Here is a 26,357-nt window from a genome sequence, read left to right as displayed (position 1 = left end):
AGCGCCTCCGCCAGACGATGGCGTTATCGGAACGGGGTAACATTGAAATGGCAGAAAATGTCCATGTGTATACAAGTATCACCTCCAATTACCTGCCCAAGGCGCGGGTATTGGCGCATTCCATCAAGAAAGCGGATCCGCAGGTGCAGTTTCACCTTGTGCTGTCTGATAATCCGCCTGTAGGTTTCGACCTTGCCGCCGAGCCATTTGACAATATTATTTACGCTGAAGAGCTGGTCACCAGTGAGTTTCCGCAGTGGGCCTTTGGGCATGCAGTCGTTGAGCTGTGCACCGCCGTCAAGGGTGTTGCACTGGAACATATCTTTACGCAGTGTGGCGCGGAGCAGGTTTTCTACTTCGATCCCGATATGGTGTTGTTTGGTCGTCTGGATGAACTGCAGCAGGCCCTGTCCGAGAGCAGTGTCGTTTTGACACCACACCAGACAGACCCGGAACCCAGTGATATGGGAATACTCGATAACGAAGTGTCGAGTTTGCGTCACGGTGTATTTAACCTGGGATTTCTCGGCGTCAGGAATGTCTCGGAAGGCAGGCGTTTCGCGCGATGGTGGACAGAGCGTTTGCTGAAGTATTGTCACGATGATCTTCCCAGGGGCCTGTTTACCGATCAGAAGTGGGTTGATCTGGCGCCTTGTTTCTTCGATGACATTACCATCTTGCGGTCTCCTGCATTTAACGTGGCCACCTGGAATCTCGCAAACCGCAAAGCGACCGGGTCTTTGGAGGAAGGCATACAGATAAATGGTGAACCGCTGGGTTTTTACCATTTCTCAGGCTTTGACAGTGGAGATCAGATTACCATGCTGGAGCGTTATGGCGCGCAGAGTCCGATACTGTTCAAGTTGCGTGAATGGTATATCGCCGAGTGCGAGGGCTATGGGCAGTCGGAGCTCGGGAACCTGGTTTCAAAATATGCTCGCTTCAGTAATGGTGAGCTCATCAGCAAATCCCACCGCTTGCTTTACCGGCAGCGCATGGACTTGCAGCGGGCGTTTCCGAATCCATTCCAGGCCGGCGGGAGTAGTTGTTACAAGGCGTGGTATGATGCGCATCCGGTAGAACATCCCAACACAGGGGCGGTGCGTATCGCGCCGGGAACTCCCGCAGCAGAAGTGCTGGGAGAGCTGGCCAGGTACTTCCACTCTCTCGTGGTGGCCGGTCGCGGCGCAACCTGGATAAAGCGCCAACTCCTGAAGGGTTTTGTGTGCTTCTTATGGTCTGTCGCAAAAGCTTCCGGATACCGTGAAAAAGTATAGTGTTGCAGTCATGGTTCCGGGTACCTTAATGTAGATTTGGGCTGCTCGATGGAAAGCCAGTTTCTGGATGAGTCATGGTGCGTGGTGGTTGTCGTTACCCCGGCAGGGGTCGATAAGCTCAGCCTGACGCTGGCAAGTGTACAGGCGAATTCACTGGGCTCCCGGTTGTCAATCCTCGCCTATGAAAGTCCTGACGTACGCAAGCAGTTAGCAAATAATACGCTTCCGGTTGACTACAGCCTCCCATCCGCAATCGATCAACAAAATCAATGGGCAACGATATGTTCCCATTATGATTTTACCTCGCGCCGAACGCTTTTTGTGCTCGCTGGTACTGTTGTTCCACAACACTGGGATGCGCGACTGGTAGCGGCCGGACAATGTGCGTATGACGCTGCAGCTGTCGCACCCCTGTGTGCGCGCCACCCCGTTTTTTCAGTGTTTTCCAGCACAGCTCATAACCCGGGTCTGCCGGTTGAGGACATAGACCAATGGCTTAACGACTATGTTGAGGGCATCGAGTTTACCGTCCCGGTGTTGTTGGCCAGCTGCCTGCTGCTACAGGGTGATTTTTGGCGTGGGGAGCATGGCCGGGTGGAAAATGATCACCAGCTTCTGAATGCACTGCGAAACCATGGCCAGAGCCTCGTAGCAACTGATCGGGTGTATGTAGATGATTCAAGAGCACCCTATGACAATACCATCGGATTTCTCCCTGAAGCGTATCAATCGGCCTATATTGTGCGACATCCGCTGCGCAGCCTGCGGCATGCCCTTACCGAGTTGTCGAAGCGACAGGAGCCGCCGGCAAAACTGGTTCCCTGCTTGCCTGTACAGTTGCATGTCGGGCACAGTTGGGGAGGTGGGCTGGGCCGTTGGATGGAAGACTATATCGCAGCCGATACCAGCCATAACCATCTGGTCTTGCGCTCTATTGGTGACATCAGTGCATTTGGTCAGGCCGTCGCGCTGTATCGTTCAATGGATATGGGTTTGCCTGTGCGAAAGTGGACCCTGTCCGAGCCCGTGACCGCGATGAGTCTGGGCAATCCCGAATGCCGAAAAATTATCGAAGAATTGATCGCGCAGTACAGCGTTGAATCTCTCGTGATTTCCTCTCTTATAGGTCATTCTCTCGATTGGCTGAGAACCTCGTTGCCGACGACAGTGGTTTTCCATGATTTCTTTCCATTTTGTCCCGCACTTTATGCAACCTTTGGATCTCCCTGCCATTCCTGCACTGAATCAGATATGCGAGCTTGTTCACGGGAAAACCCTATTCACTCATTTTTCAAATGGGACAGTGATGACTACTGGCTAGCGGCCAGATTACGGTTTGTCGATTTGATCATGCAGGAAAATGTCACATTGGTGGCACCGAGCGAATCTGTCATGCAGCGTTACCGTTCGCTGGCGCCGCGTCTGCAACAAAAGCAGGTTCATATTGTGCCGCACGGCTTGAGTACAACACTTGCGTCCTCGCTGGTACCAACGTCGCCCCCCCGAGAGGCGCGAGAACGGCTTCGTCTGGTCATCCTGGGCCGGCTGACTGAGGAAAAAGGCTGGGCTATTGTCAATGACATCATTAAGGAACTAACCGGTTTTGCCGATGTCTTGTTATTGGGTGTAGGCGAAGCTGGACAGCCATTCAAGTCACTGCCGGAGGTTACTGTTGTCGATTCATTTCATAGTGACGAGCTTGGTGGGCTTCTGAATCAGTACAGCCCCGATCTGGGCCTGCTGCTTTCGGTGGTACCTGAGACATTCAGTTACACGCTGAGCGAGCTCTGGGCGGCGGGTATTCCGGTACTGGCTACCCGGCTGGGGGCATTTGTAGATCGCGTTAAAGAAGGTGATAATGGGTGGCTGGTTGAGCCGGCCCCGGCTGCAGTTCTCGCGCAACTGGAAGTATTGCTCAGCCAACGGGAACTCCTGCAGCAGGCCAGGCAGCGTTTACTAATGCATACTGTGCGAACGGCCGATACCATGGTCGAAGCGTATGTCGCGCTGGAGCCTGAGCCCGAAAAGATCCCTCTGAACCGCTATAAGCTGGCAAGGCGGTCCTACGGAAACCCGTATGCGCGAAGCGGTGCAGACAAGCAGGGCAAGGCCCTGCATGTCAATCATCAACTACCATATCGTAAAGTCCTGGCAGATTTCCTCGACTACACTGGTAGAAAGGTCGGCCAGACTCCCAGCCTGCCGCCGGGATTGCGGGGTGGCATAGGCAGGTTACTGTGCAAATTTGCTGGTCGAGTTGGCGGCAAGTAGCTGCCTGGCGGGTGGCTATTTGCAATTGTATTTGAGTGGTCGATGCACATATTTACAAGCATAAGCAGTAACTATATTCCCAAGGCACGGGTGCTGGCGCACTCGGTCAAGGAGCATGTGCCCGATGCTGTGTTTCACCTGTTGCTGTGCGACCGGCCACCGCAGGGATTTAATCTGGAGCAGGAGGATTTTGATCACCTGATTTTACTGGATGAACTGGATATCGAGAGCAAACAATCGTGGGTCTTCCAGCACGATGTGGTCGAGCTATGCACGGCGGTAAAAGGCCTTGGTTTTCAGGAAATATTCCGGCGTCACGGGCCGGACAAAATCGTTTTTCTCGATCCCGATATGGTGCTGTTCTCCGGAGTTGAGGCGATATCTGAGCAGTTGGATCAGCATAGTGTACTGATGACACCTCATCAAACAGTACCTGAGACCAGTCGCTCAGCCATCCTTGATAATGAGGTCAGCAGCCTGAAACACGGGGTATTCAATCTGGGTTTTCTCGCTGTCAGGAACTCATCGGAGGGGATGCGTTTCGTCAACTGGTGGAGTGACCGCCTGCGCGATTTTTGTTTTGATGACAAGAAGCAGGGGTTGTTTACCGATCAGAAATGGGGTGATCTGGCACCGGCTTTTTTTCCTGATCTGGGCATATTGCGGGATCCACAATACAATGTTTCAACATGGAATATAAACAGCCGTGATATCACGGGTGATCTTGTCAGCGGGATATTTGTGAATGGGGCGCCCCTCTGCTTCTATCATTTTTCGGGCATCGACAGCGGAGCGCAGAATCTCATGCTACAAGTTTACGGCGGCAATAATCCTGTATTATACCAGTTGAGGGATTGGTATCTGCGGCGCTGTGACGAGATGGGACAGGGAGAGTTAGGGAAATGGCCGTGTTGGTATGCATTCTATGAAAATGGTGACGAGGTGAAGCCGGCCGAGCGGCTGCTCTACCGCTACCGTGAAGAGCTGGCCCAGCGCTTTCCGGATCCCTACGCATGTCCGCGCACTGGAGACAGCTACCAGTCCTGGTTTCGGAGCAACGCCGGGTTGGCTGAACAAGGGAGCACCCCCCATGATGATATGGTGAATGTATTGCGGCAGGAGCTTGATACTATCCGTCATTCAATGAGCTGGAGAGCTTTTCGAAGCTTGTCAACGGCATATCGGCGCCTGGGAGTGAAGCTTGGCCGCCAGCGTTTTCTGAGCCGACTGAGCCGCTAACGCTATGACCTCTGTGACGCCAGCTTCCGCCAGGACGGTTCTGTTTGTAAGCCACGATATGCACGGCGGTGTCGATCGTCATATTGCGCAGCTCGAAGAGATTCTGGCTGGCAAGGCGCAAGTCGTCAAATTGTTGAGTCAGCCCCGGAACTACGTGAAGTTGAGTCTCGGTTCGGACGTCTGGTATTTTCACCAGCGCGACCAGTTCCCGGATATGTTGGAGCTGTTGCGCGTTCTGCAAGTCTCCTATATACACATTCACCATTTATTTGGATTTCTGGGAGAAATCTGGAGCCTTCCGGACAGGCTGAATCTACCCTACAGTTTTACCGCGCACGACTACAGTTTGATAAATGGTTCAACCACATTGCATGACAGGAAGGGCTACTACCTGCAGGAGTTTTCGGAGCAGAACTCCCCGTCCGTGGCCCAATTACCTTCCTGGTGTGCGGATTTGGAGCAATATCGGAAGATGAGCGCGACGCTGTTGGGGTCGGCTGAGCGTGTCTTTTGTCCCAGTGACTTCACCGGACGGCTTTTTCGAATGCACTATCCCGACGCAAACTATCTGGATTGTTTCCATCCGGACTGGGAGCTCGATGCGCCCTATCCTTCAGTAAAGCGCCAGGGAGATGGCCGTGGCAAGTTGCGTGTCGCAGTACTGGGCATGTTGAGCCGAGAAAAAGGCGCCGACCGACTGGATAAATGTGCAATTGCTGCGCGTGAGGGGGACCTGCCTTTTGAGTTTGTGCATTTTGGCCAGGCGTATCGCCGCCTGGACGACAGCATAGTGTCTCTGGGGCGCTATGAAGAGCAGGAACTAGCCCAGCTTATGGTCGCGCAGTCAATCGATCTCGTGTGGTTCCCCGCGCTGTGTGCCGAGGTTTACAGTTACACGCTTTCTCACGCTTTGAGGTCGGGGCTGCCTGTGCTTGCGCCCGATGTCGGGGCATTTCCCGAGCGCCTGCGTGATCGGCCCCTGAGTTTTAGCTTTCCATACCGCAGTAGCGTCGATGAGATTCTTCAGCAGTTGACGGCCGTGCGCACAGAATTGTTCGAGAGCGATCAAGCTCACGAATGGATCGGGCAGGATTTGCCTTCGCAACACGAATTTCAATACAGGCGGGACTACCTGACGATGCTGCCCGAGGTCGCGGTTTCCGGTAGTGATGAACTGAAAGATTTTGAAGGGTATATGAAGCGGCCTGCCGCTCTTGGACGGGCCGAGCTCAAAACGCGCTTGTTACGATTGCTGCTCTCTCTCAGTGACACAGGCGTATTCATACTCTTGCAAAGGGTAATACCCTATGACATACAGAAAAGCTTGAAGAGAATGCTGAGCGATAAGCCGCTGCATGAACTGGGCTAAGTGGCTGACGCCGTGCGTATTTTTCCTGCCCGAGAGCTGATGCTGATATGAAGCTGGGTGAACTACTGGTTGAGGGGGGCAAGATTACCCCCAGAGATGTCGAGCGCGCGCTGGTCGCCCAGGGGGAGATGGGCGGTTTGTTTGGCCAGGTGCTGATTAAACTGGGCCTTGTTTCCGAGAGTGATGTCGCGCGGGCCTTGTCGGGCCAGCTTGATGTCTCGTTGCTGGCTGCGGCCGATTATCCCGAAGAGCCCGTTAGCGCTGCCGGCGTCTCGCTTGATTTCATGATGAGTCATTCAGTTGTCCCGCTGGCGGTAAACAAGGAGGCAGCCCGTTTCTCTGCGACTGTGCCGCAGGATTCATACCTGCGCAAGGCACTGGAGATGGCGCTGGACCGCCCCGTCACGCTGTGCCTGGGGCTGGAGTCCGACATTCTCAGTGCGCTGGAAAGGCATGAGAAAGGGGCCGAATCGGAGGAGCCGGAGGAAGAAGCTTTCGGGTCCAGCTCGGATGACCAGGAATTTATCGAGCACCTCAAGGATCTGGCGAGTGAGGCACCCATCATCCGGTTGGTAAACCAGCTTATCCATCGCGCCCTCGATTTGGGCGCGTCGGATATCCACATCGAGCCCTTTGATGATGGCCTGCACCTGCGGTACCGCGTCGACGGTGTGATACACGACGCCGCCGATGCACCCCAGGCAAGTTTTGCACCGGCCATCGCCTCGCGTATCAAGCTGCTGGCCAACCTCAATATCGCCGAGCGACGTCTGCCCCAGGATGGCCGGATCATGACCCGGGTAAAAGGCCATGAACTGGATTTGCGGGTTTCGACCATCCCCACGGTGTACGGTGAAAGCATCGTTATGCGCGTGCTGGATCGACAGAGTATCCAGCTCAGCCTCACGGATATGGGGTTCAGCGAGGACACTCTGCATCGTTACCAGGAGCTGCTGTCGCGTCCTCATGGGGTTCTGTTGTTAACTGGGCCAACAGGGTCTGGCAAGACAACCACCCTATACGCCTCACTGTCATCCATGGATTCTGAAGCGCTGAAGATAATCACCGTTGAAGACCCGGTGGAGTACCAGCTGCGGGGTGTTAACCAGGTACAGGTAAAACCCCAGATCGGACTGAATTTTGCACTTGCGTTGCGATCCATCCTTCGCCAGGACCCGGACATTATCATGATTGGCGAGATGCGCGATGGTGAAACCGCACAGATCGGTGTGCAGTCCGCGCTCACTGGCCACCTGGTGTTGTCGACCCTGCACACCAATACGGCTGCGGCTGCCATCACCCGGTTGGAAGACATGGGGATTGAACGCTACCTCATTACGTCGTCGGTCAACGGGGTATTGGCTCAACGCTTGGTTAGAAAGTTGTGTGAGCACTGCCGCGAGCCGGTTAGTACCTCCTCAGAGGCCTTTTCGCGACATGGCCTTGACCGATTTATGAAATCGCCGCAGGACCCTATCTACAGAGCGGTAGGCTGTGATGCCTGCAAGCATACGGGCTACCGCGGTCGAACAGGTATTCATGAGTTATTTGTGCTGGATGGCGCGATGTACGATGCGATTCTCAGCGGGGCAGATGCCACCACTCTGCATGCGGTTGCCCGAAAAAATGGCATGCATACACTGTTTGAGGATGGGCTGAAGAAAGTGGCCCTCGGGGTAACGTCGATGGAAGAAATACTGCGAGTGAGCCTGGATCAGCAGGAGGAAGCTGAGGATCCGGTGGTCGCCAGTGACGAAGTAAATCTTGCGACCTAGACAAGCGGGTAGACGAAAAACACTATGGCTACCTTCAGCTACAGGGCGATATCGAGAGACGGTAAAAGCGTGCAGGGTGTGTATGCGGCTGACCGAATCGAGTTGGCATCGCGGGAGCTGCGCGCACAAGGCCTGACCCTGTTGAGTATTGAAAGCTCCGGCAAAGCCGTAAGAGGGGCGAATGAAGACGCTCTGGGCCCCGGAAATGCCGGCAGCGACGATGTACTGGCAATGACAAGAGAACTCTCAGTGCTGCTGCGTGCAGGCCTGCCCATTGATCGGGCGCTCAAGGTTATTATTGATATGGCCAGCGATGAAAAGCTTCGTGAACTGCAGCAAGACCTTCTCGATTCCGTCAAGGCCGGGAAGGGGTTGAGCCAGGCGCTGCAGGCGTATCCCCGGGTGTTCAGTAACTTCTATGTCAACATGGTGCGTTCAGGCGAGGCCAGCGGTCATCTCGCTGACGTTCTGACGCGCCTGTCTGACTATCTTGTCAATGCGAAATCGGTAAAGTCCAGCGTGATTTCAGCGCTGGTGTATCCCGCCATTTTGCTCACAGTGGCAGTGCTGTCGATTGTCGGCATGCTGGGTTTTGTCGTACCTCAGTTCGAGGCACTGTTCAGTGATATGGGGGATGCACTGCCTGTGCTGACCCAGGTGGTCATTGCCGCGGGCGACCTGCTCAAGAGCTATGGCTGGTTGCTATTGGTGTTGCTCGTCATCACCGTATATGCCGTGCGTAGTTGGCTGCGAACAGACGAGGGCCGGACCAAATTCGATGAGTCGCTGGTGCGGCTGCCGGTGTTCGGACCTATTGTTTTCAAGTATGAGGTGGCCAAGTTTTCCAGAACCGCTGGAACTTTATTGGGCAACGGTGTGTCTCTACTACGCGCGATCTCAATCGCGGTAGAGACTGTCGACAACAGCCATATAAAAGCGTCGCTTAACGTGCTTGAGCCGGCAGTCAAAAGGGGCCAGCGAATGTCTGCCGCACTCGAGGAAGCGGGGATATTCTCTCCACTGGTTATTCAGATGGTGCGTGTGGGTGAGGAATCCGGCAGTTTGGACGAGATGATGACGGAACTGGCCGAGGTTTACGATGGCGAGGTGCAGGCGGGAGTTAAGCGAAGCCTGACCCTGCTGGAACCGGTATTGATTCTGGTGATGGGTGGTGTGATTGCCTTTGTCATTATCGCCATCTTAATGGGTATAATGTCGGTGAATGACCTCGCCGTATAGCGTACCGAACGACTACGATACTCAGCGAGACCGGTATCACTCCAGCCACAGCGCCACACAACGGGAAAATACAGATGCGAAAACTCATTGGAAAGTCCAGATTACACGCTCGTTCTAATGGGTTCACGCTGATTGAACTGCTGGTCGTTCTGGCGATTATTGCATTGCTGGCGGGTTTAGTTGGCCCCAGTGTTCTGAACCAGCTCGGTGGTGCCAAAACCAAAACAGCGAGAATCCAGATCAAGGATCTGGAGCAGGCGCTGGAAATGTACAAACTGGATGTCGGCAAATACCCTTCCAGTAATGCCGGCCTGCAGGCGCTGGTTCAGAAGCCCGGCGATGCCGACGGCTGGAATGGGCCCTATTTGAAATCTGGCGTGCCCAAGGATCCGTGGGGTTACGATTATCACTATGTCTACCCTGGCACTCGCGCGGACATTGATATCTACTCGCTGGGCCAGGATGGCGCTGAGGGCGGAGAATCTGAGAACACCGATGTGGGAAACTGGTGAACGTAGGTCGGTTAGGGCCGCGAACGTGTTCCCGGTGTCGAATACGGGTGGATTTACCCTGCTGGAACTGATCATTGCAATTGCAGTGGCGGCACTTGTGCTTGGGGTCAGCGCGCCGGCGATGCAACGGCTTTACCAGTCTTCGCAGTATCACGGGGCAGTCAATGATGTCGTAGACCTGCTATCGTCGGCTCGCTATGGGGCCATCAGGAGCGGCGCAAAAGTTGATGTGCTTGTCTACCCCGAAACCCAGACAATAGTGGCGGGGAGCAAAGAGCGGCAGTTACCCGATAACGTGCAGTTGGAGGTCGTCGGTGCCCGGGAACTCAATCGCGATGGCGCCGGCGTTATTCGCTTTTACGCAGATGGAAGCTCCAGTGGCGGTAACGTAAGGCTGCAAAGTGCCAGTGGCGTATGGGTGCAGGTAGATGTTGATTGGCTGCTGGGCAGAGTAACACTTTGCAAGGCCGATTGCGGTGATGCAATTGCCGCGGCACAGTTCTGACAGGCGGGCGATTTACTCCCGCGATTTCACTGTGGCCCAGACTATTTCTTCCTCAGCCAGGCTGTGTACCGCCATGACCGGCTCTGTTCCATAGCGCTTATCTGTTCACGTAATGACAACTTGTCTGCCTGTGATTGCCTGAGTGCCTGACTGAGTTGTTCGATGTCGCCGTTGAGCCGTGTAATATCGCCGTTGAGCCGTGTAATATCGTCGTTGAGCTGGACCACTACCGCCTGAGCCTCGGCGAGTGCCTCATCTGTCTCGGTAAAGCGTTGTTGTGTGCTGGTGAGGATTTTCTTGGCCTCGGCCAGCGCGCTGTCAGTCTCGCCGAATCGGCGCCTTGTTTCATTCAGCATCACCTCGAGCTTCTGGCGCTGCTCCTGTTCCTTTCGCAGGCTGTTACGCGTCAGTGTCGAGCTGTCCAGAATGCTGCGGGTAAAACGAAGATGCTCATGCAATATGCTGGCGGTATCGTCAGGTTTTTCACGCAGGCGGATGGCATCCACATTGCTGCGGAACTCATAGAGTGGATCTCGCCCTGTAAAATCAGTGACGAGCTCGTGATAGTCCGGGTGCAGCTTGGCCAGTATCGCGTCGGCTGATCGTTTTCTGCCTGTCGACTCCGATGCGAAGCTCGCAGCGCCAGCGTGATAGACAAACACATCCGCGGCGATAACGTGCGTCCAGCCCACTGCACTCGCGCGTAGTGAAAAATCACACTCTTCGCCATAGCCATGCCCGAAAGACGCTTCGTCGAACGGGCCGGTTGCGTTTAGGCAAGCTCGCTTGATGTACATGCAGAAGCCTACAGCGGTTGGAATTTCGCAGCGCAGGCCGGCATTACCTTGTTTAAACGCGCGGTCCAGCTCAGTCGCGGTCCAGCGTTCTGGTATCTCGTTTGAGTACAGCGGTATAGGATAGGAGCAGATTGTCCCGTTGTTTGAAAAAGGCGTTACTGTCCCGGTATCGTCGTCCCGGTATGCACAGCTCCGCAACCGCTGTACCCAGTCGCCCGATACCGTGGTATCGCTATTGAGCAGGATGACGTCCGCTTCGGTGTCGAGTGTGAAACCTTTGTTTGCGGTACCCACAAAGCCGAGGTTTTCCTCGTTGACCACCAGCTGAATACTGTTGCGTTGGCTCAACTGCTGACAGTACTCAGTGACCGCCTCTTCGGGTGAGTTATCGTCAATGATGACCACGGTTGTGTTGTCGGGTAGATCACTCGACAGTACTGACTCGAGACAATCCCTTGTTAACTCGATATCCCGGTAGACGGGGACGATCACTGTCACTGGCCGGAGATGCGGACTACCTTCGCTGCCATCCATCGGTCACGCCTTTTTAAATGCAGGCGGCACTGTATAGGGAGAATACGCGCCATTCATTTGTGTAATGAGCCCGCCAGGTTTCTGGGATGTGGAATTATACATCACGTGTGACAGAGGATTATGCGCTGTCTCAACATCCGGGAATGCGGCCTGTCTTGGTCACCGTCAGGGTGCTGTAGGCAGTTTTGCTCTGCAGCGTCACAGGAAGAGTGACTTCTCCGGGAACCAGTACCACCGCTTGTCCTGTTACTCCGTCTAGCGACCACTCGATGAGATCACCCAGCTCCAGGTTCAGTAGACTGGATGGTCGTGTGCGCAACGTGACCTTGACGCTCGCTTCTGTGGGTTGATCCTCTATGTCCTCGTGTATATCGGTCAGCGCTGAATACCGTATGTCGACCTGTGCGCTGTACTCTGTGGTTGTCATGGTTCGGCTGTCCCAGGCCAGGCCGATGTTATAACCACCCATAGCGCCCCAGATATTCGCTGTGGACTCCGTGAACGCGACAATGAACGGGTCGTCCAACCTCACGTCCTGGTTGGATGCGGCAAACATCTCGTTGTAGGGCAGGTTGGCAGCACAGGATGCGTTGGGTAACGCGTGGCCACAATCGTGCCACAGGGCGTAGCAGGAGAGGCGGTGCTCGTCACAAACACGTTGCAGCCAATCCTGATGGAAGAAAACCACGACGTCCGCCGGGCTCCCCTGCAAAAAGAAATACATGAATTTGAGCTGCTCGGCCTGCAGTTCGTGGTCAGCTTTCGAGGTGTCGAAGCCATCCCACGCTACCTGGATATTGTTGGTCTCCTGATAGAGGCCGCCTTCGTCGAGGAATCCCATTGGAGCCTGGCCGGCGTTGATCTTGGTGATCCTGGCCTGGACTTCCGGATCGACAAGTCCGAACATCAATGGCTGCAGCAGCGAGGTCGATGCGCCATAACTGTTGCCTTTCAACGTCAGCCCGGCACCCCGGTCGACACTATCGCCCCAGAGTTGATCGATTTTTCGCACTGCAGTGGTGTAGCGCTGGGCGGGCGAGTTGCCGAAGAACGGCCCCCCAAAGCCCCAGGGTGTCACACCGTCTACCATATGCGTTGCCGCTGTCGGGTAATAGTCGTTGCAGTTTTTGACAATGATTTGGCCCGCTTTGGAAAAATCCCAGGTTGGGCAGTTGCTCGCGTTGCCGTAACCATCCCAGTGCAGAACAATGGGGTACTGCCCGGTTGCCGTGGGCACCAGAAAGCCAACAGGGTAGCTCATGTTGAAGCCGGCCGGGCCATAGGTATCGTTGATTTTGTAGTTACAAACGTGAAACTTGATCGCGGGGTTGGGGAATGGCGTACTGGACTCTGCGCAAGTGAGGTCGTCGGGGTTACCCGCCGAAGCGCCCATGGCGATCAGAAGGATCGAAGCGAGAACTGCAAAACGACTCAAACTCACAGTGTGTGCGCGGAGCTGGTCGCCAATTCGCTATTTTGTACCCTACCTCTGCCGCCAGGTTTCGTCAGCATGCCCATGTTTTTATGTGCTCTCCCGGTGTTTCGAGTGTACTTCACGGATAACGCGAGTTGCGGTTGGCGGGCATTCTAACGCATTTATAATCGTGTGAAACCGGACATATTGCCATTGGCGTTCGCGTGCAGAGCGGGATGGTTCTTGCGGTGAAGTGCTGGTGCCGAGGTGGAGCGGGTGATGGGAATCGAACCCACGTATGCAGCTTGGGAAGCTGCCGTTCTACCATTGAACTACACCCGCATTCCTGACGTTGGCCGTATCGGCTGCCAGGTGCCGACGGCAGCGCAAGCGTATCCTTATAATTGAATTGCGTCAAAGCAAAAGCTGTTCCTTGCGCTGCTATCGGTTACTATCTCGCGCAGTTATGAGGCTGGGGCGCTGGTCTGCCAGAGATGCTGGCAGAACGCCTCGGCCACCCGTGGTAAACAGGTAACCATGCAGACAGAAATCGCCGTAGTACTGATCGATATCGAAGCGCAGCTACGCCAGTTGGGACAGTGGGACACGGTGCCGCCCAGTGCCGCTGCGCTGGCCTCGGAACAGCCTTTCTGTGTGGATACGTTGACCTTCCCGCAGTGGCTGCAGTTTATTTTCCTGCCCACGCTGTACTGCCTGATGGAGGAGGGCAAGCCGCTGCCTGCCCGCAGCGGAATTGAGCCGATGGCTCAGGAGTATTTTCGCGGTACAGGTATCAATAGCGCAGAGTTGGAGCGATCCCTGCGCAAGGTCGATACACTATTGAGTGGCGGCGCGCACATCTGAACAGCGGGGCACAATTGCTGCTCCGGCGAAGCCTGCTGTGAGTGCAGTGCCCGCTTACCGCGATATCTCACTGGTGGCGGCTTTATCAGTGTATTCACGCGAGCCTGTATCAAGCGCGTTGTAATGGGGGCGGGCGGCGGTACCGAGCGGAGGCTTGAATTGTTCCGTCGGTATCAGGTAATTGGCTTCCGCCCGGTGGGAAAGCGCTATCGCTGAATCGACAGCCGCAGAGCCTGCAGGAGCCTCCCAGCTTCCCGGAAGTCGGGCATTCAGATTCAGCGCGATATTGTGCTCTGTCACTCCCTCGCCAATCAGGAAATACCCCCGGCCAAAGCGCAGGTTGTTGGCGACCAGTACATCCGCAGCCGCGTGGTTTCTTACCAGGGCGCCCGCAATGGCCTCATTGACGAAGGTGTTGTTGATGACAAACAGGCGTTGCTGCTCTGCCGTGCGGCTCTCGCAGCCCTCCGCTCCGTAGCCTATTGCATCAAAGTTCTCTGTTGTGGCCGCCTGTGCCATATCGTTGCCGATGATGTAGCTCAGGCCGCAGTTGGGCAGATCGATCAGGCGGCTGGCAGTGCCATCCTCGACGTCTTCGACCCGGTTATACGTGATGTGGTTTTCCAGCGCGCGCGATTTGATGTGGTGGCCGCGATCCGTACCGGTGAAATGGCTGCCGCTGATGGTGAAGCGCCCCAGCCCGCCCACATATATCCCGTGGCTGAACGTGCCCTCGCGCTTCTGAAAGTGAAAGCGCGAGGAGAATACCTCCAGGCTGGCGTCGGGAAAGGCGCCGGTGAGTACGGAAAATTCATTGTGGTGGAAGTAGGTGTTGCGCAGTGTGAGGTTGCCGCCCTCGTGCCGGATACCCGCGCCATTGGTATCGGCAACCCGCGCGCCAGAGAATTCCACATTCTCCACCACGGTGTTATTGCCGCTGATCAGCCAGATAGCCTTGCCGTTAGGGATCAGGCCGCTCGACTGTAGATGGGCCATGCCGCCCACGCCGCGAATGGTGAGGTTGTCCTGCCGCCACTCGGCGAAGTCATTGTGATAGGTGGCCGCGTCGATCTCGATGGTGTCGCCGGGTCTGGCCACGCGTGCGGCGGCACCGGGGGTTCTCAACCAGCGCGTGGGGCCGACCCGCAAAATGGTGGTCGCGCTGATCTCGGCGGGCGTAACATCGACCTGTTCAGGCTCTGCGAAGGCCGGAGTAATTGCAATACCCGGGAATGTGAGAATGCACAGCAGGGTGAGCAGGCAGCCACGCAAACCTTTTCGGTACGGCCGGTGACGGCCGTTAATCGCGCAGGTCATTCAGGAGCTCCGGCAGTTCGTCCAGGGCGTTCAGCCGGTACTTCGCCCCTGTGAAATCGTGCTGTGCGGTGAAGGCATTGTGGACGACTGCGCAATCGATGCCCGCGGCCAGCGCCGCTTGCAAGCCGCGCTGAGAATCCTCGACTACCAGGCATTCCTCTGCGCGGGCACCAAACTTTTCCACGGCGAGCAGATACGGTTCAGGGTCGGGCTTGGAGGAGACATAGTCTTCGCGCGTGAGTACGAATGCCATATACGGGACGAGGTTGCGGTTGTTGTGAATCGCCTCAAAATGGGGCCGGGTCGATGTCGTGACAATCGCCATTTTGTGGCTCGCAGACAGTACCTGCAGCACTGCTTCCACGCCGGGGATTTCGATTGCCTCGTGTGTCAGGTAGGCCGAGTAATAGGCGTTGCGCTCGGCCTGTTTCTCGCTGATCCGTTCGCGCTCAATACCCGCCGCTTCAGCCAGTTCCCAACTGGAGAGGCCGTGCACCATGCGCTGCAAATAGTGCTTCTGCTCCAGTGAAACGCCGAGTTCAGCCAGTGCGCGTTGCGTGGCTTTAAAATACCAATACTCGGTATCGACCAGTACCCCGTCGTTGTCCAGCAGCAGATAACGTTTCATGATTGGGTAAATTTACCCCAGGGAGATGGCTTTGCGAATGTAGAGAGATAAAGGGCTTCGACTTTGTCTCTCGCCCACGGGGTTTTGCGTAGAAACTTGAGCGATGACTTGATCGACGGGTCATTCTGAAAACAGCGTATAGTTATCTTCCGACCCAGATCATCCCAGCCGTAGTGTTCCACCAGTTGGGTGACGATAACCTCCAGTGTCAGGCCGTGTAGAGGGTTGTTGGCCTGCTTCTCACTCATGCATTCTCCGCCCGCTCATTACTGGTATACAGGCGCTTGCGGCCGACAAAATTCTGATACAGAGCAGTGTGCGCGGCCTCGGAAAAAACGTCCTGTCGCTCCGGGTATTGTGCGATCCACTCGACCAGCATTTCAAGGTTCGCGTCCTGCTCTTCCTTGGAGGCATACTTGTGCGGCTCCCACGGACGCTTCCGGGCATTCTCGATACACAGTGCCACAGGCAGGTTCATAAAGATGGCCTCGGTCGCCTGCGGTGCCGCGACCTCGAGCAGATCGGCATAACAACCCTCAATGACCCAGGTGTCGTAGGACTGAATAAACGCCTCAATTTCGGCGCGGGAGTCGGCCAGCGGCTTACGCTGCGGCGGGTTGGTCGGCAGCCAGGCCAGTGTGTCCAGATCCAGGTGCGCCAGCCCGCGTTCATTGTAGAGCTGCTTCGCCAGTGTGGATTTACCCGAACCGGAATTGCCAAATACCAGAATTTTACTCAAAGATCGCTTCCTTAAACGTCAGTTATTAGTTGTAGTGCAGCAGTAGGTCAGTCCCGGACCCACTGAGCGAGCTCCACCGTAATACCATCCGGCCCATCGAGGAACACCAGTTTGCGATCATGGAAATTCATCACGCTGTTTCTCGCTCCAAATCCAGCCGCGACCATCGCTTGCAGCTGTTGATCCAGATCGTCTACCGCGAAGCAGATATGGTTAAAGCCAATGCTTCGCAGCGTAGTGAGCTCTGGATGGGGTAGTGGCTCGGGCTTGAGATATTTCAGTAACTGTACTTCCAGCCGGGGTGAGGAATCCCGCAAGACCAGTGTATGGTGCTCCGCCTCAATCCCGTCGACGCCCATATAGTCGGACATAACCTCTCCCGTGATAACCACGGATTTATCCTCTTCAAAACCTAGCAGAGCAAAAAAAGATTTGGCTTTGGCTACATCGGTTACTACTACCGTAACGTGGTCGAAATTTGTAATCATGACAGCCTCTCGAAATTCCCTGCGAGTACTTTAACCCATCTCCGTACAATTGGTGTAGTTGAGGTCTGCGCAGGAATTTCCTTTAGCGCTCTTTCTTTTGGGGATTGCCGAACCTGTGCAAGTTCACAGTCGTATAGACTCGCGGGGCCTGGGAGGCCAGGCCCCCGGTATTCCGGGATATATTTTCAAGTACTCTGACCCCTTGAATAGACAACTTGAATATTGATATCGACAGGTGTTCAGCTATGCTAATTTAGCAATCTATAATATCGACGGCATCGTGCCAGGCTGAACTAACGTCTGTCTCCTCAGTGCAGGCTGAAATGCGGTAACAATATGATGAAAAACGCTGCTACGCTGTTTCTTTTGATCACCCTGGTTGTGCTTGCCCGCTTTTCATTCGCGCAAACATTCGAGGACGAAATTAATACAGGGTTTGGTAATTCCTATCTCAAAATGGAGTTTGAGCCCGTCAACATCAGCTCCTCCTCGATGACCTATCTACGTGTTAGCCACGAGAGTTGCGTCTACGTAGCGCCCAATGCGATTCAGATCGACAGCGTTCGCCAGACATTAGACGTGTCCCTGAATATCGGGGACGTTGGCTTTCTGTGCCCCGTGCCGGGCACCTATGTAATACCTATTGGAATCCTTCCCCGGTCTGACGCCTTACATGTTTCGGTGTACATGGAGGCATTTTCGGACGAGCATCTCCCATTTGACGAACAAAACTTGCTCTGGGAATTCGATGTTGGTGTATCTGCCGCCAACCATTTTTCCTGGGCCGAGACGCCGGCAGAGGGATCAATACAAAGCGGTGTAGGGCTAATTCGCGGTTGGGCATGCGATGCAAAGACCGTGGAGGTGCAGTTTGATGATTTACCGCGCATGCCGATTCCCTACGGTTCAATCCGTACAGATACCAATGCTATTTGCGGTGATGATAACAACGGCTACGGTGCAGTGTTCGCCTGGGGTTCGCTGGGCCACGGCACGCATACCATGGAAACGTTTATCGATGGCCGTCGGGTATCGGAAGTAAGCTTCGAAGTGAACGGTCTTGGTGAAGCCTTTGTAACGGGCCTCACTGGAGAGTACGAAGTGCCTGACTTCCCACAGCCAGGGCAAAGCGTCGTTATAGAATGGAGCGAGGCCGATCAAAACTTCATTATTGTTGAAAGTAAGTAGGCGCCTGAATAGTCTTCGGGTGCAGAGTATAACTGCCCTGTAACGTGGCAGCTGCTATGTCGTAGTCACTGTATAAAAATACTATTTTTTATACCCCGAAAACGTTTCCGCGGAAACGCGTTCGAGGTATAAGCAGCAAGGGGTAATAACATACGGATATAGGTACCGGCCGCAAATGTAGCGCGTAAATCTGAGGTTCAATCCTGGCGCAACTTTCGAGACCCTACCAGTGTAAGTAGCCCTGCAAGGAGGCCAAGCATCCACAGGGGACTTACGGGGATCGATGTGGGCGCGGATGGCACTGCGACCGTCGTTCCCAGCGAAAAGCCCAAAACAGACGAGCCGTTCAAGCGATTTTCGTAGGGCCCAATTCCTTCAAGCGTGTCAGTGCCGTTATCACACCACCAGTTGTTATCAACGAGAAAGTCAGGCGTAACCCTAAGTACAGCACCCACACAATCCGCCCTGCTAAACGTCGTGCTACCCGCTACTACGTCCCCGCCCGCCATCGCGATGTTCACCGAGAGTACGTTGGAGGACAGGGATTCGGTATCTTCGTTCAGCGGCGTGCCATTAGGCACGACAGCATCATCCCAAGTAAATGTTCCAGAGCCCGTCTCCCCGTTGCTTCCAATTATGGCGAAGGTATGTTGTTGAATTGCACCAAAGGCCATTGGTGCAGACATCGACAGACAAGCAACCACAGGTAACAGACTCTTTTTCCATTTAACAACTGTATTCATAATTTCGCTGGCTCTAGGTTCTAAGATCGTCAGCTTATAGAGCCAACCTTTGGAAAGGAAGCGATTTCTGGTTCTACTGTTGATCACACCTAGCGCAGAGCAGCTCGCCGGGCTGTCTGCTCATCTAATTGAGTAGTGTCGCTTGTTAGCCGTGGTGGGACGTTGGCGCTACCAAGCTGGCTATGCCCGCTATCGGGAGAGGAGACAGAAACGTATCCGCGGAAACGTTTCAAGGGTTTAAGCAGCCTGGGTTAATAACATATGGGTATTGAATATGGCGAAATCCGTTACACGTAATTCTGAGGTCTAAGTGAGATTCCCGCGTCCTTCTACTGTTTTCATGGACTCTGACCCCTTGAGCTTGACTTGTTAGCTGTCGACCAGTTCGGCTTTAGAAAATTCATAGTAATGTACTTCATCATCACGCGCTTCCTTCATGTGAATTAGCCAAAAACCATCGTGACCTTTTAGCCTCACTGTGTGGCTATTTAGTAGCTTTACGATCTGGTCTAGCCACTCGGGGAGAGATTTTTCATAGTAGTTGTAGTTGCTTTTCGTTCCCAGAGGGTTGTCAGCATGGAGAAGAGCACCGCACTTCTTGTAGGCTTTTACAAATTCCTTTTTAGTCAGAACACCAAGTACAACGTCTTCAAAATCCGATTTAACTCCCGGCTGACTCGAAGGTCTTTCTAGGATTGGCTTAGGGTAGAAATCAGGATTTGCGCGTTCAAGATCTTTCAGTAGCAATTCTGCATTCCAATGCTTCTGAAAGTTAGAGTGTATTTTCTCACACTCGGCTTTATTGGCGACCAGTGAAGCCATCGCTATCAGCTCAAGTATTTTACGAATTTGAAGGCAAATACTCTCTAGCGTAGTTGGGTGATAGAGGGCATTCCCTGGTCCACGCATGAAATAGTGGGCAACTTCTGTTCTACGTTTTATTTCACGCATTACATCTGCGTACATTTGGATAGGTCTGGCACTCATATCGGCAGTTAACGCCTAAGGCCAGGGCGCCGGTTTCGGCGTCCCAAACCCTTACTTGCTATATGCTCAAAGCCTGAGGTCGCTCCAGGTGCCATAGGAAAGATTGCCGGCCTCACACATTTCTCGTACATACTGCGTAATCTCCTTTGCACCTATATTGGTCCCGATCCAGTATCCTTTGTATTGAAAAGAGTACTTCCTGCAAAATTTCTCGTCTTTGTCGGGATAAAGCTGGTTCAATTCCTTAGAGATATAGTGCCGTGTACGGTGGGAACTTTCCTTAAAGTGTTCTTCATCGACGGTGGAGAACATCTTCAAGAAACTATCAGATTCTTTGTCGAGGATTTTAATAAGCTCGCGGACGATATCGATTTTCTCCCAAGGGCGGTGCACATCGTAGCGTTCTTGAAATGCCCCAATTGTGTATCGCAGAGCGTACTTGGCCCCCACACCATGGACAGACAAAAAGACTCCAGTCAATTTCATAGATGGCATATGATTCTCCTAGGGCACATAACGCTTCAAACAGGAGCGGCCGTAAGGCCGTCCCGACGCGAAGCACCCCTGCTGTCTTGACTTGTTATGTGTCATTGGAAGCAGCCCCTTTCTCAACCACTTCGAATATGCCGTCCTTTAGGGTGATATCTGTCAATGACACTCTGCTAATGCGCCCATATAACATGACTCGCATACCGGGTCTCAAAACAGAGGCATCCATTTTTGAATGAACAAGAACCAGTGTAGGTATGCTTGACGCTGTACTCTCGATGCTAACTCCGATAAGCCAATCATCCAAAAGTGGAATACCTCGGCTAGGGAGAGACACAACCTTGCCAGCCCAATCGGACTCACATATCCACTTGTCTATGTATATTGCCTTAGCGAAGCTATCTCGCCTAGATCCATAGTGCTCATCTAGTTCGGCAAGTATTTCGGCAGGCTGCTCACCGGTAGCTAGGCAATTGTCAGTTGGTGTTCTGTCAGGCGCTGTCCTTACCTTGGACTCTTCGGCATGTTTGATAGGACTATTTATTTCGGGCTCAAGCAGGATTTTCGCGCTGACATTCGCTAAATCTCCCCCGGTTTCATCTTGACTAAACCAAGGCACCGCATACTTCCAAAGAAATACTAGCGCAATTGCCAGAACGATCCATCTTTTGTGATTCCAACCGTAAAGCCAGAGCCACTTCAGGTTCTCCAATAACGCTGGAGGTTTTGGATTCAAACGTCCATTTGGATCAGACTCTTCTTGGCGTCTCCACATCTCAGATGATCCTAACTTGACAGATAACAGTGAAGTGTATGTTATAGCTAAATGTAAGCACCCTGCCTACATCTAGCTATGTGGAGGTGCATGTAGCCATGGGTGACTAGTAACCATGTCCATATCTAGCGATGTATTTTCGAATGTAGCCACAACTGCATACCAACCATGCCCAAAATACTATCAACGCCATGGCGCCGCGACCTCTCGGTCTCCTTGCTCCAAGCAACGACTCAGCATTGTAGCGAGACGCCATTAGGGCAACCGGTGCGCTTGAAGATTCAGGCCCAGTTTTAGCTATGGAGTTAAAATGTGTTGGGAGTAGAGTCATCACGAGGTCCATCTCGAATCACTGGCTAAACTAGTCTTGGTGGGTGTTTCTTCGGCAGATTAACAGGCAGTCAGAATAACCAACCGCTACCCGGCCATAATTAGTGTTCAGTCCCGACTGATCCACTAGACCAGTCGGGGCCGTGTCTTCCTAATGCAGTATCCGATCCCCGCGCATCTCTGCCTGCAGTTCCTTGTTCTGATCAGCGGCGGCCGCTTCCTGCTGCTGCATATAATTACGCAGCCGGCCGACGACACTGGTCATCACATCGATGGTCTGGCTGATCTGGTCCAGCGCCATCAGGATGGTTTCGGTTTCTGTCTGCGTCTTGTCGTTACTCGCCATGTGAGATTCCTCTATTCGTGCGTATCAATCCCAGGTGAGGGCGCCGCCTGTCTGGTATTCGATGACTCGTGTTTCGAAGAAATTTTTCTCTTTGCGCAAGTCCATGATCTCCGACATCCAGGGGAATGGATTCTGTGCACCCGGATACTGCTCAGGCAGCCCCAGTTGCGACAGGCGTCGGTTGGCGATGAAGTGCAGGTATTCTTCCATCATCGCTGCATTCATGCCGAGTACGCCGCGCGGCATGGTGTCGCGGGCGTATTCAATTTCCAGTTGGGTGCCTTCCACAATCATCTGGATAGACTCCTGCTGGAATTCCTTGGTCCACAGGTGCGGGTTTTCCAGTTTGATCTGGTTGATGACGTCGATGCCGAAGTTCAGGTGCATGGACTCATCGCGCAGAATGTACTGGAACTGTTCGGCCACGCCGGTCATCTTGTTGCGGCGGCCCATGGAGAGGATCTGGGTGAAACCGCAGTAGAAGAAGATGCCTTCTGTCACGGCGTAGAAGCCGATCAGGTTGCGCAGCAGGGTCTGGTCGGCCTCGTGCGTGCCGGTTTTAAAGTTCGGATCGCTCAACTCGTGTGTGTGGCTGAGGCTCCAGGCGGCTTTCTTGGCGACGGAGGGAATCTCGCGGTACATGTTGAACACTTCGGCCTCATCCATGCCGAGTGACTCGATGCAGTACTGGTAGGCGTGGGTGTGGATGGCTTCCTCGAAGGCCTGGCGCAGAATGTACTGGCGGCACTCGGGGTTGGTGATCAGGCGATAGATCGCCAGCACCAGGTTATTGGCTACCAGTGAGTCCGCCGTGGAGAAATAGCCGAGGTTGCGCTGCACGATGCGGCGCTCGTCATCGGTCAGGCCCTCAGGGTTTTTCCAGGTCGCCACGTCGGCGGTCATGTTGATTTCCTGCGGCATCCAGTGGTTGGCGCAGCCGTCGATGTATTTCTGCCAGGCCCAGTCGTATTTGAAGGGCACCAGCTGGTTGAGGTCGGCGCGGCAGTTGATCATTGCCTTCTCGTCGACCGAGATACGGGCAGCGCCCATTTCCAGCGCTTCCAGCCCGGGTGCTACATCCATGTGATCGACAGCGTCTTCAGCGGCCTTCACAGCTTCGGCGGCGGCCTGGGCATCTATCTGTGCCTCATCCAGTTGCGCGGCAGCCTGCTTGAGGTCTGGTGCTGTGTGCTCTACTTTTGCCTGTGCGGCTGGTGCAGTCGGTGCTGCAGCTGCTGGCGCGGGCGCAGCGGGCTTTGCTGCAGGTTCGGCTGCGGCGTCCAGCGCCGCGGCATTGATGGATTTGGCGGCATTGCTCGGCGCCTCATCGTCTTTGTGGTAATCGTCCCAACTTAACATTGCATTGCCTTCCTGATGTCTTTATGTAATCCGAGTTCTCGTTACCGTGTGGGCCCGCCTACTGGCAGGCCTCGCAGTCCGGGTCATCCAGTGAGCAGGCCTGTGGCACGGGTGCCGGGCCACCTTCGGGCTCACCTTTTGACACGGCATTGAGAGCGCCGGTGTTGATGGTCGACTTCTCGGTGCCGGTGGCCGCCAGTGAGCGCAGGTAGTACGTGGTTTTCAGGCCGCTGTACCAGGCCATGCGGTAGGTGATATCCAGCTTCTTGCCGTTGGCGTTGTTAATGTACAGGTTCAGCGACTGGGCCTGGTCTATCCACTTTTGGCGACGGCTGGCCGATTCCACCAGCCAGCGCGGCTCCACCTCAAAGGCGGTGGAGTAAATGGCTTTCAGGTCCTCGGGGATACGGTCGATGGCCTGCACGCTGCCGTCGTAGTATTTGAGGTCGTTGACCATTACCTGGTCCCACAGGCCGCGTGCCTTCAGATCGCGCACGAGGTAGGGGTTGACCACGGTGAACTCGCCGGAGAGGTTCGATTTCACGTACAGGTTCTGGTAGGTCGGCTCGATGGATTGCGACACGCCGGTAATATTGGCGATGGTCGCCGTCGGTGCGATCGCCATGACGTTGGAGTTGCGCATGCCCTGTGCCTTCACGGTCTCGCGCAGAGTCGGCCAGTCCAGTGTGGAGCTCTTGTCGACATTGATGTACTTCTCACCGCGCTCTTCAATCAGCTTGTCCAGTGAGTCCAGCGGGAAGATTCCCTGGCTCCACAGCGAGCCCTCGTAGCTGGAGTAGGTGCCGCGCTCTGCGGCCAACTCGCTGGAGGCCTGGATGGCGTAGTAGCTGATCGCTTCCATGGAGTTGTCGGCAAACTGCACCGCCTCATCCGAGCCGTACGCCAGGTGCTGCTTGTACAGTGCGTCCTGGAAGCCCATCAGGCCCATGCCCACCGGGCGGTGCTTGAAGTTGGAGGCCTCGGCCTGCGGCACCGAGTAGTAGTTGATGTCGATCACGTTGTCCAACATGCGAACGGCGGTGCGCACAGTGCGCTGCAGTTTCTCCAGATCGAGGCCGTTCTCGCCGATATGCTGGGGCAGGTTGACCGAGCCCAGGTTGCAGACGGCGATCTCGTCCTTGTTGGTGTTGAGCGTAATCTCTGTACACAGGTTGGAGGAGTGCACCACACCCACGTGCTGCTGCGGTGAGCGCAGGTTGCAGGGATCCTTGAAGGTCATCCAGGGGTGGCCTGTTTCGAACAGCATGCCCAGCATCTTGCGCCACAGGTTCTCGGCTTTCACCGTTTTGTGCAGCTTCAGCTTGCCGGTGCGCGCCATTTCCTCGTAGTGCTCGTAACGCTCCTGAAAGGCCTTGCCATACAGGTCGTGCAACTCGGGCACATCGTTGGGAGAGAACAGCGTCCAGTCACCACCGTCGAACACCCGCTGCATGAACAGGTCGGGGATCCAGTTGGCAGTGTTCATATCGTGGGTGCGGCGACGGTCGTCACCGGTGTTCTTGCGCAGTTCCACGAACTCTTCGATATCCAGGTGCCAGGTCTCGAGGTAGGCGCAGACCGCTCCCTTGCGCTTGCCGCCCTGGTTGACCGCAACAGCGGTGTCATTCACCACCTTGAGGAAGGGTACAACACCCTGTGATTTGCCATTGGTGCCCTTGATGTAGGCACCCAGTGCGCGCACCGGTGTCCAGTCATTGCCGAGGCCCCCGGCAAACTTGGAGAGCATCGCGTTGTCCTGAATGGCGCCGTAAATGCCGTGCAGATTATCGGGTACCGTGGTGAGGTAGCACGAAGACAGCTGCGGGCGCAGGGTGCCGGCGTTGAACAAGGTGGGCGTGGAGCTCATGTAATCGAAAGACGACAGCAGCTGGTAGAACTCGATGGCTCTGGCATTCTTGTCGGCTTCTTCAGCGGCGAGGCCCATCGCGACGCGCATGAAGAATATCTGCGGCAGCTCGATGCGGGTATTGTCGCTGTGGATGAAGTAGCGGTCGTACAGCGTTTGCAGGCCGAGGTAGGTGAACTGCAGGTCGCGCTCGGGCAGCAGTGCCTGGCCCAGTTGCTCCAGATCGAATTCCTGCAGCTTGGGAGCCAGCAACTCAAGTTCCACGCCCTTTGCCACGTAGGCGGGCAGTGCCTTGGCGTACAGTGTGCCCATATCGTGCTGGGTGGCGCTGTCGGCTACACCCAGAAAGGCCAGCGCTTCACTGCGCAGGTTGTCACAGAGCAGGCGCGCGGCGACAAAGCTGTAATTGGGTTCCTGTTCGATCATGGTGCGGGCGGTGATAACCAGTGAGGTGCTCAGCTCGCTCTGGCTGACGCCGTCGTAGAGGTTCTTCAGGGCCTGATCCAGGATTTCTGTCTCGCTGACATCGTCGAGGTCGACGCAGGCCTCGCTGACGATGGTGTGCAGACGCTCAATATCCAGCGGTGCACGGCTGCCGTCGGCCTGAATGACGGAGATGTTGCCCGCGGCTTCCTGGGTGGCCGGTGACAGGTTCTGCTTGGCGGCGCGTTTCTGGGCCTGCTGCTCCCGGTAGATAACGTAATCGCGGGCGATTTTATGCTCACCGGCGCGCATCAACGACAGCTCTACCTGATCCTGGATGTCTTCAATATGGATGGTGCCGCCCGAGGGCATGCGGCGCTGGAACGTGCCCATGACCATCGCGGTCAGCTTGGCCACTGTCTCATGAATGCGGCTGGATGCTGCGGCCTGCCCACCCTCTACCGCGAGAAATGCCTTGGTGATGGCCACGGCGATCTTGCTGGCCTCAAAAGGTACGACGGTACCATTGCGCTTGATGACGCGTAATTGCCCCGGGGCGGTAGCTGCGAGTGCGCCGCTGGCGGCGGGGGTCTGCTGGGGTGGTGTGCTTGTTGCGCTTGTTGCGACGGCGGCGTCGCCCGGGTTGCTCTCTGTTTGCATGTTCTCTCCGAAGTGCCGATTCCTGGCTTTATTGGGTGACCGCTTGTGAAGCTTGCATATACCGACTGTACTTCGCCACATTGCGGGAGAATCTCCCTGAGGCGGGGGTTGGGGGTCATCCCTGTCCGGCAGCCAGGTTTATAAACGTCTTATTTGTACATTGGCTGCAACACCCAATATCAATATATAGGGGTATATGCTTCACTCAGGTACAAGATAATG

Annotated in this window: 24 protein-coding genes and 1 tRNA gene; 10 read left to right on the top strand and 15 right to left on the bottom strand. The window is 54.9% G+C overall.

The window, feature by feature from the left end:
- Positions 1-47 precede the first annotated feature (47 nt).
- The 8 genes from AC0L6S_RS14295 (at position 48) to AC0L6S_RS14260 (ending at position 10,187) form a co-directional block, all read left to right on the top strand.
- Positions 48-1,277 (top strand): hypothetical protein, encoded by a 1,230-nt coding sequence (locus tag AC0L6S_RS14295; protein WP_473424704.1) that lies wholly within the window; start codon positions 48-50, stop codon positions 1,275-1,277.
- A 48-nt stretch (positions 1,278-1,325) separates the two neighbouring features.
- On the top strand, positions 1,326-3,548 hold the full coding sequence (locus AC0L6S_RS14290; RefSeq protein WP_473424703.1) for a glycosyltransferase: 2,223 nt from the start codon (positions 1,326-1,328) through the stop codon (positions 3,546-3,548).
- A 42-nt stretch (positions 3,549-3,590) separates the two neighbouring features.
- Positions 3,591-4,787 (top strand): glycosyltransferase family protein, encoded by a 1,197-nt coding sequence (locus tag AC0L6S_RS14285; RefSeq protein WP_473424702.1) that lies wholly within the window; start codon positions 3,591-3,593, stop codon positions 4,785-4,787.
- A 4-nt stretch (positions 4,788-4,791) separates the two neighbouring features.
- On the top strand, positions 4,792-6,156 hold the full coding sequence (locus tag AC0L6S_RS14280) for a glycosyltransferase family protein (RefSeq protein WP_473424700.1): 1,365 nt from the start codon (positions 4,792-4,794) through the stop codon (positions 6,154-6,156).
- A 47-nt stretch (positions 6,157-6,203) separates the two neighbouring features.
- Positions 6,204-7,931: a GspE/PulE family protein gene (locus AC0L6S_RS14275; protein ID WP_473424698.1), complete on the top strand. Its 1,728-nt coding sequence runs from the start codon at positions 6,204-6,206 to the stop codon at positions 7,929-7,931.
- Between the two features lie 24 nt (positions 7,932-7,955).
- A complete protein-coding gene (locus AC0L6S_RS14270; RefSeq protein WP_473424697.1) occupies positions 7,956-9,170 on the top strand; it encodes a type II secretion system F family protein in 1,215 nt (404 codons plus the stop codon).
- Positions 9,171-9,244: 74 nt separating this feature from the next.
- Positions 9,245-9,682: a type II secretion system major pseudopilin GspG gene (gspG, locus tag AC0L6S_RS14265; RefSeq protein ID WP_473424696.1), complete on the top strand. Its 438-nt coding sequence runs from the start codon at positions 9,245-9,247 to the stop codon at positions 9,680-9,682.
- A gap of 34 nt (positions 9,683-9,716) precedes the next feature.
- The gene (locus AC0L6S_RS14260) at positions 9,717-10,187 is read left to right on the top strand and encodes a GspH/FimT family pseudopilin (RefSeq protein ID WP_473424694.1); all 471 of its coding nucleotides are present in this window, start codon (positions 9,717-9,719) and stop codon (positions 10,185-10,187) included.
- A gap of 41 nt (positions 10,188-10,228) precedes the next feature.
- Here the strand turns inward: AC0L6S_RS14260 and AC0L6S_RS14255 are convergent, their stop codons facing one another.
- The 3 genes from AC0L6S_RS14255 to AC0L6S_RS14245 form a co-directional block, all read right to left on the bottom strand.
- Positions 10,229-11,518, bottom strand: a complete 1,290-nt coding sequence (locus tag AC0L6S_RS14255; RefSeq protein ID WP_473424693.1) for a glycosyltransferase — start codon at positions 11,516-11,518, stop codon at positions 10,229-10,231.
- Between the two features lie 130 nt (positions 11,519-11,648).
- A complete protein-coding gene (locus AC0L6S_RS14250) occupies positions 11,649-12,959 on the bottom strand; it encodes a hypothetical protein (protein WP_473424692.1) in 1,311 nt (436 codons plus the stop codon).
- A gap of 241 nt (positions 12,960-13,200) precedes the next feature.
- A tRNA-Gly gene (locus AC0L6S_RS14245) sits at positions 13,201-13,274 on the bottom strand.
- 195 nt (positions 13,275-13,469) lie between these two features.
- On the opposite strand from AC0L6S_RS14245, the gene AC0L6S_RS14240 reads away from it, so the two are divergent.
- Positions 13,470-13,796, top strand: coding sequence for a YqcC family protein (locus AC0L6S_RS14240; protein WP_473424690.1), 327 nt, complete (start codon positions 13,470-13,472; stop codon positions 13,794-13,796).
- Between the two features lie 54 nt (positions 13,797-13,850).
- Here AC0L6S_RS14240 and AC0L6S_RS14235 read toward each other — a convergent pair whose 3' ends face one another.
- Genes AC0L6S_RS14235 through AC0L6S_RS14215 form a run of 5 tightly spaced genes read right to left on the bottom strand, consistent with a single transcriptional unit; the run spans position 13,851 to position 16,968 of the window.
- Positions 13,851-15,113 (bottom strand): right-handed parallel beta-helix repeat-containing protein, encoded by a 1,263-nt coding sequence (locus AC0L6S_RS14235; protein ID WP_473424689.1) that lies wholly within the window; start codon positions 15,111-15,113, stop codon positions 13,851-13,853.
- A complete protein-coding gene (locus tag AC0L6S_RS14230; protein ID WP_473424687.1) occupies positions 15,097-15,741 on the bottom strand; it encodes an HAD family hydrolase in 645 nt (214 codons plus the stop codon). Before AC0L6S_RS14230 ends, AC0L6S_RS14235 begins: the two co-directional genes overlap by 17 nt.
- Positions 15,738-15,989, bottom strand: a complete 252-nt coding sequence (locus tag AC0L6S_RS14225) for a VF530 family protein (protein ID WP_473424685.1) — start codon at positions 15,987-15,989, stop codon at positions 15,738-15,740. The genes AC0L6S_RS14230 and AC0L6S_RS14225 overlap by 4 nt, the downstream gene beginning before the upstream one ends.
- The gene (locus AC0L6S_RS14220) at positions 15,986-16,480 is read right to left on the bottom strand and encodes an AAA family ATPase (protein ID WP_473424683.1); all 495 of its coding nucleotides are present in this window, start codon (positions 16,478-16,480) and stop codon (positions 15,986-15,988) included. The genes AC0L6S_RS14225 and AC0L6S_RS14220 overlap by 4 nt, the downstream gene beginning before the upstream one ends.
- Before the next feature lie 47 nt (positions 16,481-16,527).
- The gene (locus AC0L6S_RS14215) at positions 16,528-16,968 is read right to left on the bottom strand and encodes a VOC family protein (protein WP_473424682.1); all 441 of its coding nucleotides are present in this window, start codon (positions 16,966-16,968) and stop codon (positions 16,528-16,530) included.
- Between the two features lie 336 nt (positions 16,969-17,304).
- Between AC0L6S_RS14215 and AC0L6S_RS14210 the strand changes: the two genes are divergently transcribed.
- Positions 17,305-18,156, top strand: a complete 852-nt coding sequence (locus AC0L6S_RS14210) for a hypothetical protein (RefSeq protein ID WP_473424681.1) — start codon at positions 17,305-17,307, stop codon at positions 18,154-18,156.
- Positions 18,157-18,353: 197 nt separating this feature from the next.
- Here AC0L6S_RS14210 and AC0L6S_RS14205 read toward each other — a convergent pair whose 3' ends face one another.
- From AC0L6S_RS14205 to AC0L6S_RS14175, 7 genes are all read right to left on the bottom strand, one after another.
- Positions 18,354-18,899, bottom strand: a complete 546-nt coding sequence (locus AC0L6S_RS14205; protein ID WP_473424678.1) for a hypothetical protein — start codon at positions 18,897-18,899, stop codon at positions 18,354-18,356.
- Between the two features lie 369 nt (positions 18,900-19,268).
- Positions 19,269-19,850, bottom strand: coding sequence for a hypothetical protein (locus tag AC0L6S_RS14200; protein WP_473424677.1), 582 nt, complete (start codon positions 19,848-19,850; stop codon positions 19,269-19,271).
- 102 nt (positions 19,851-19,952) lie between these two features.
- On the bottom strand, positions 19,953-20,381 hold the full coding sequence (locus tag AC0L6S_RS14195; protein ID WP_473424676.1) for a hypothetical protein: 429 nt from the start codon (positions 20,379-20,381) through the stop codon (positions 19,953-19,955).
- An 85-nt stretch (positions 20,382-20,466) separates the two neighbouring features.
- The gene (locus tag AC0L6S_RS14190) at positions 20,467-21,150 is read right to left on the bottom strand and encodes a hypothetical protein (protein ID WP_473424674.1); all 684 of its coding nucleotides are present in this window, start codon (positions 21,148-21,150) and stop codon (positions 20,467-20,469) included.
- Between the two features lie 481 nt (positions 21,151-21,631).
- The gene (locus AC0L6S_RS14185) at positions 21,632-21,826 is read right to left on the bottom strand and encodes a hypothetical protein (RefSeq protein WP_473424673.1); all 195 of its coding nucleotides are present in this window, start codon (positions 21,824-21,826) and stop codon (positions 21,632-21,634) included.
- A gap of 24 nt (positions 21,827-21,850) precedes the next feature.
- Complete coding sequence (locus tag AC0L6S_RS14180; RefSeq protein ID WP_473424672.1) at positions 21,851-23,185, bottom strand: ribonucleotide-diphosphate reductase subunit beta; 1,335 nt, start codon at positions 23,183-23,185, stop codon at positions 21,851-21,853.
- A gap of 58 nt (positions 23,186-23,243) precedes the next feature.
- On the bottom strand, positions 23,244-26,135 hold the full coding sequence (locus AC0L6S_RS14175) for a ribonucleoside-diphosphate reductase subunit alpha (protein WP_473424671.1): 2,892 nt from the start codon (positions 26,133-26,135) through the stop codon (positions 23,244-23,246).
- Between the last annotated feature and the right edge of the window lie 222 nt (positions 26,136-26,357).

This window comes from Halioglobus sp. D3-4 (genome assembly GCF_055809315.1).
This window is presented reverse-complemented; position numbering and strand designations above follow the sequence as displayed.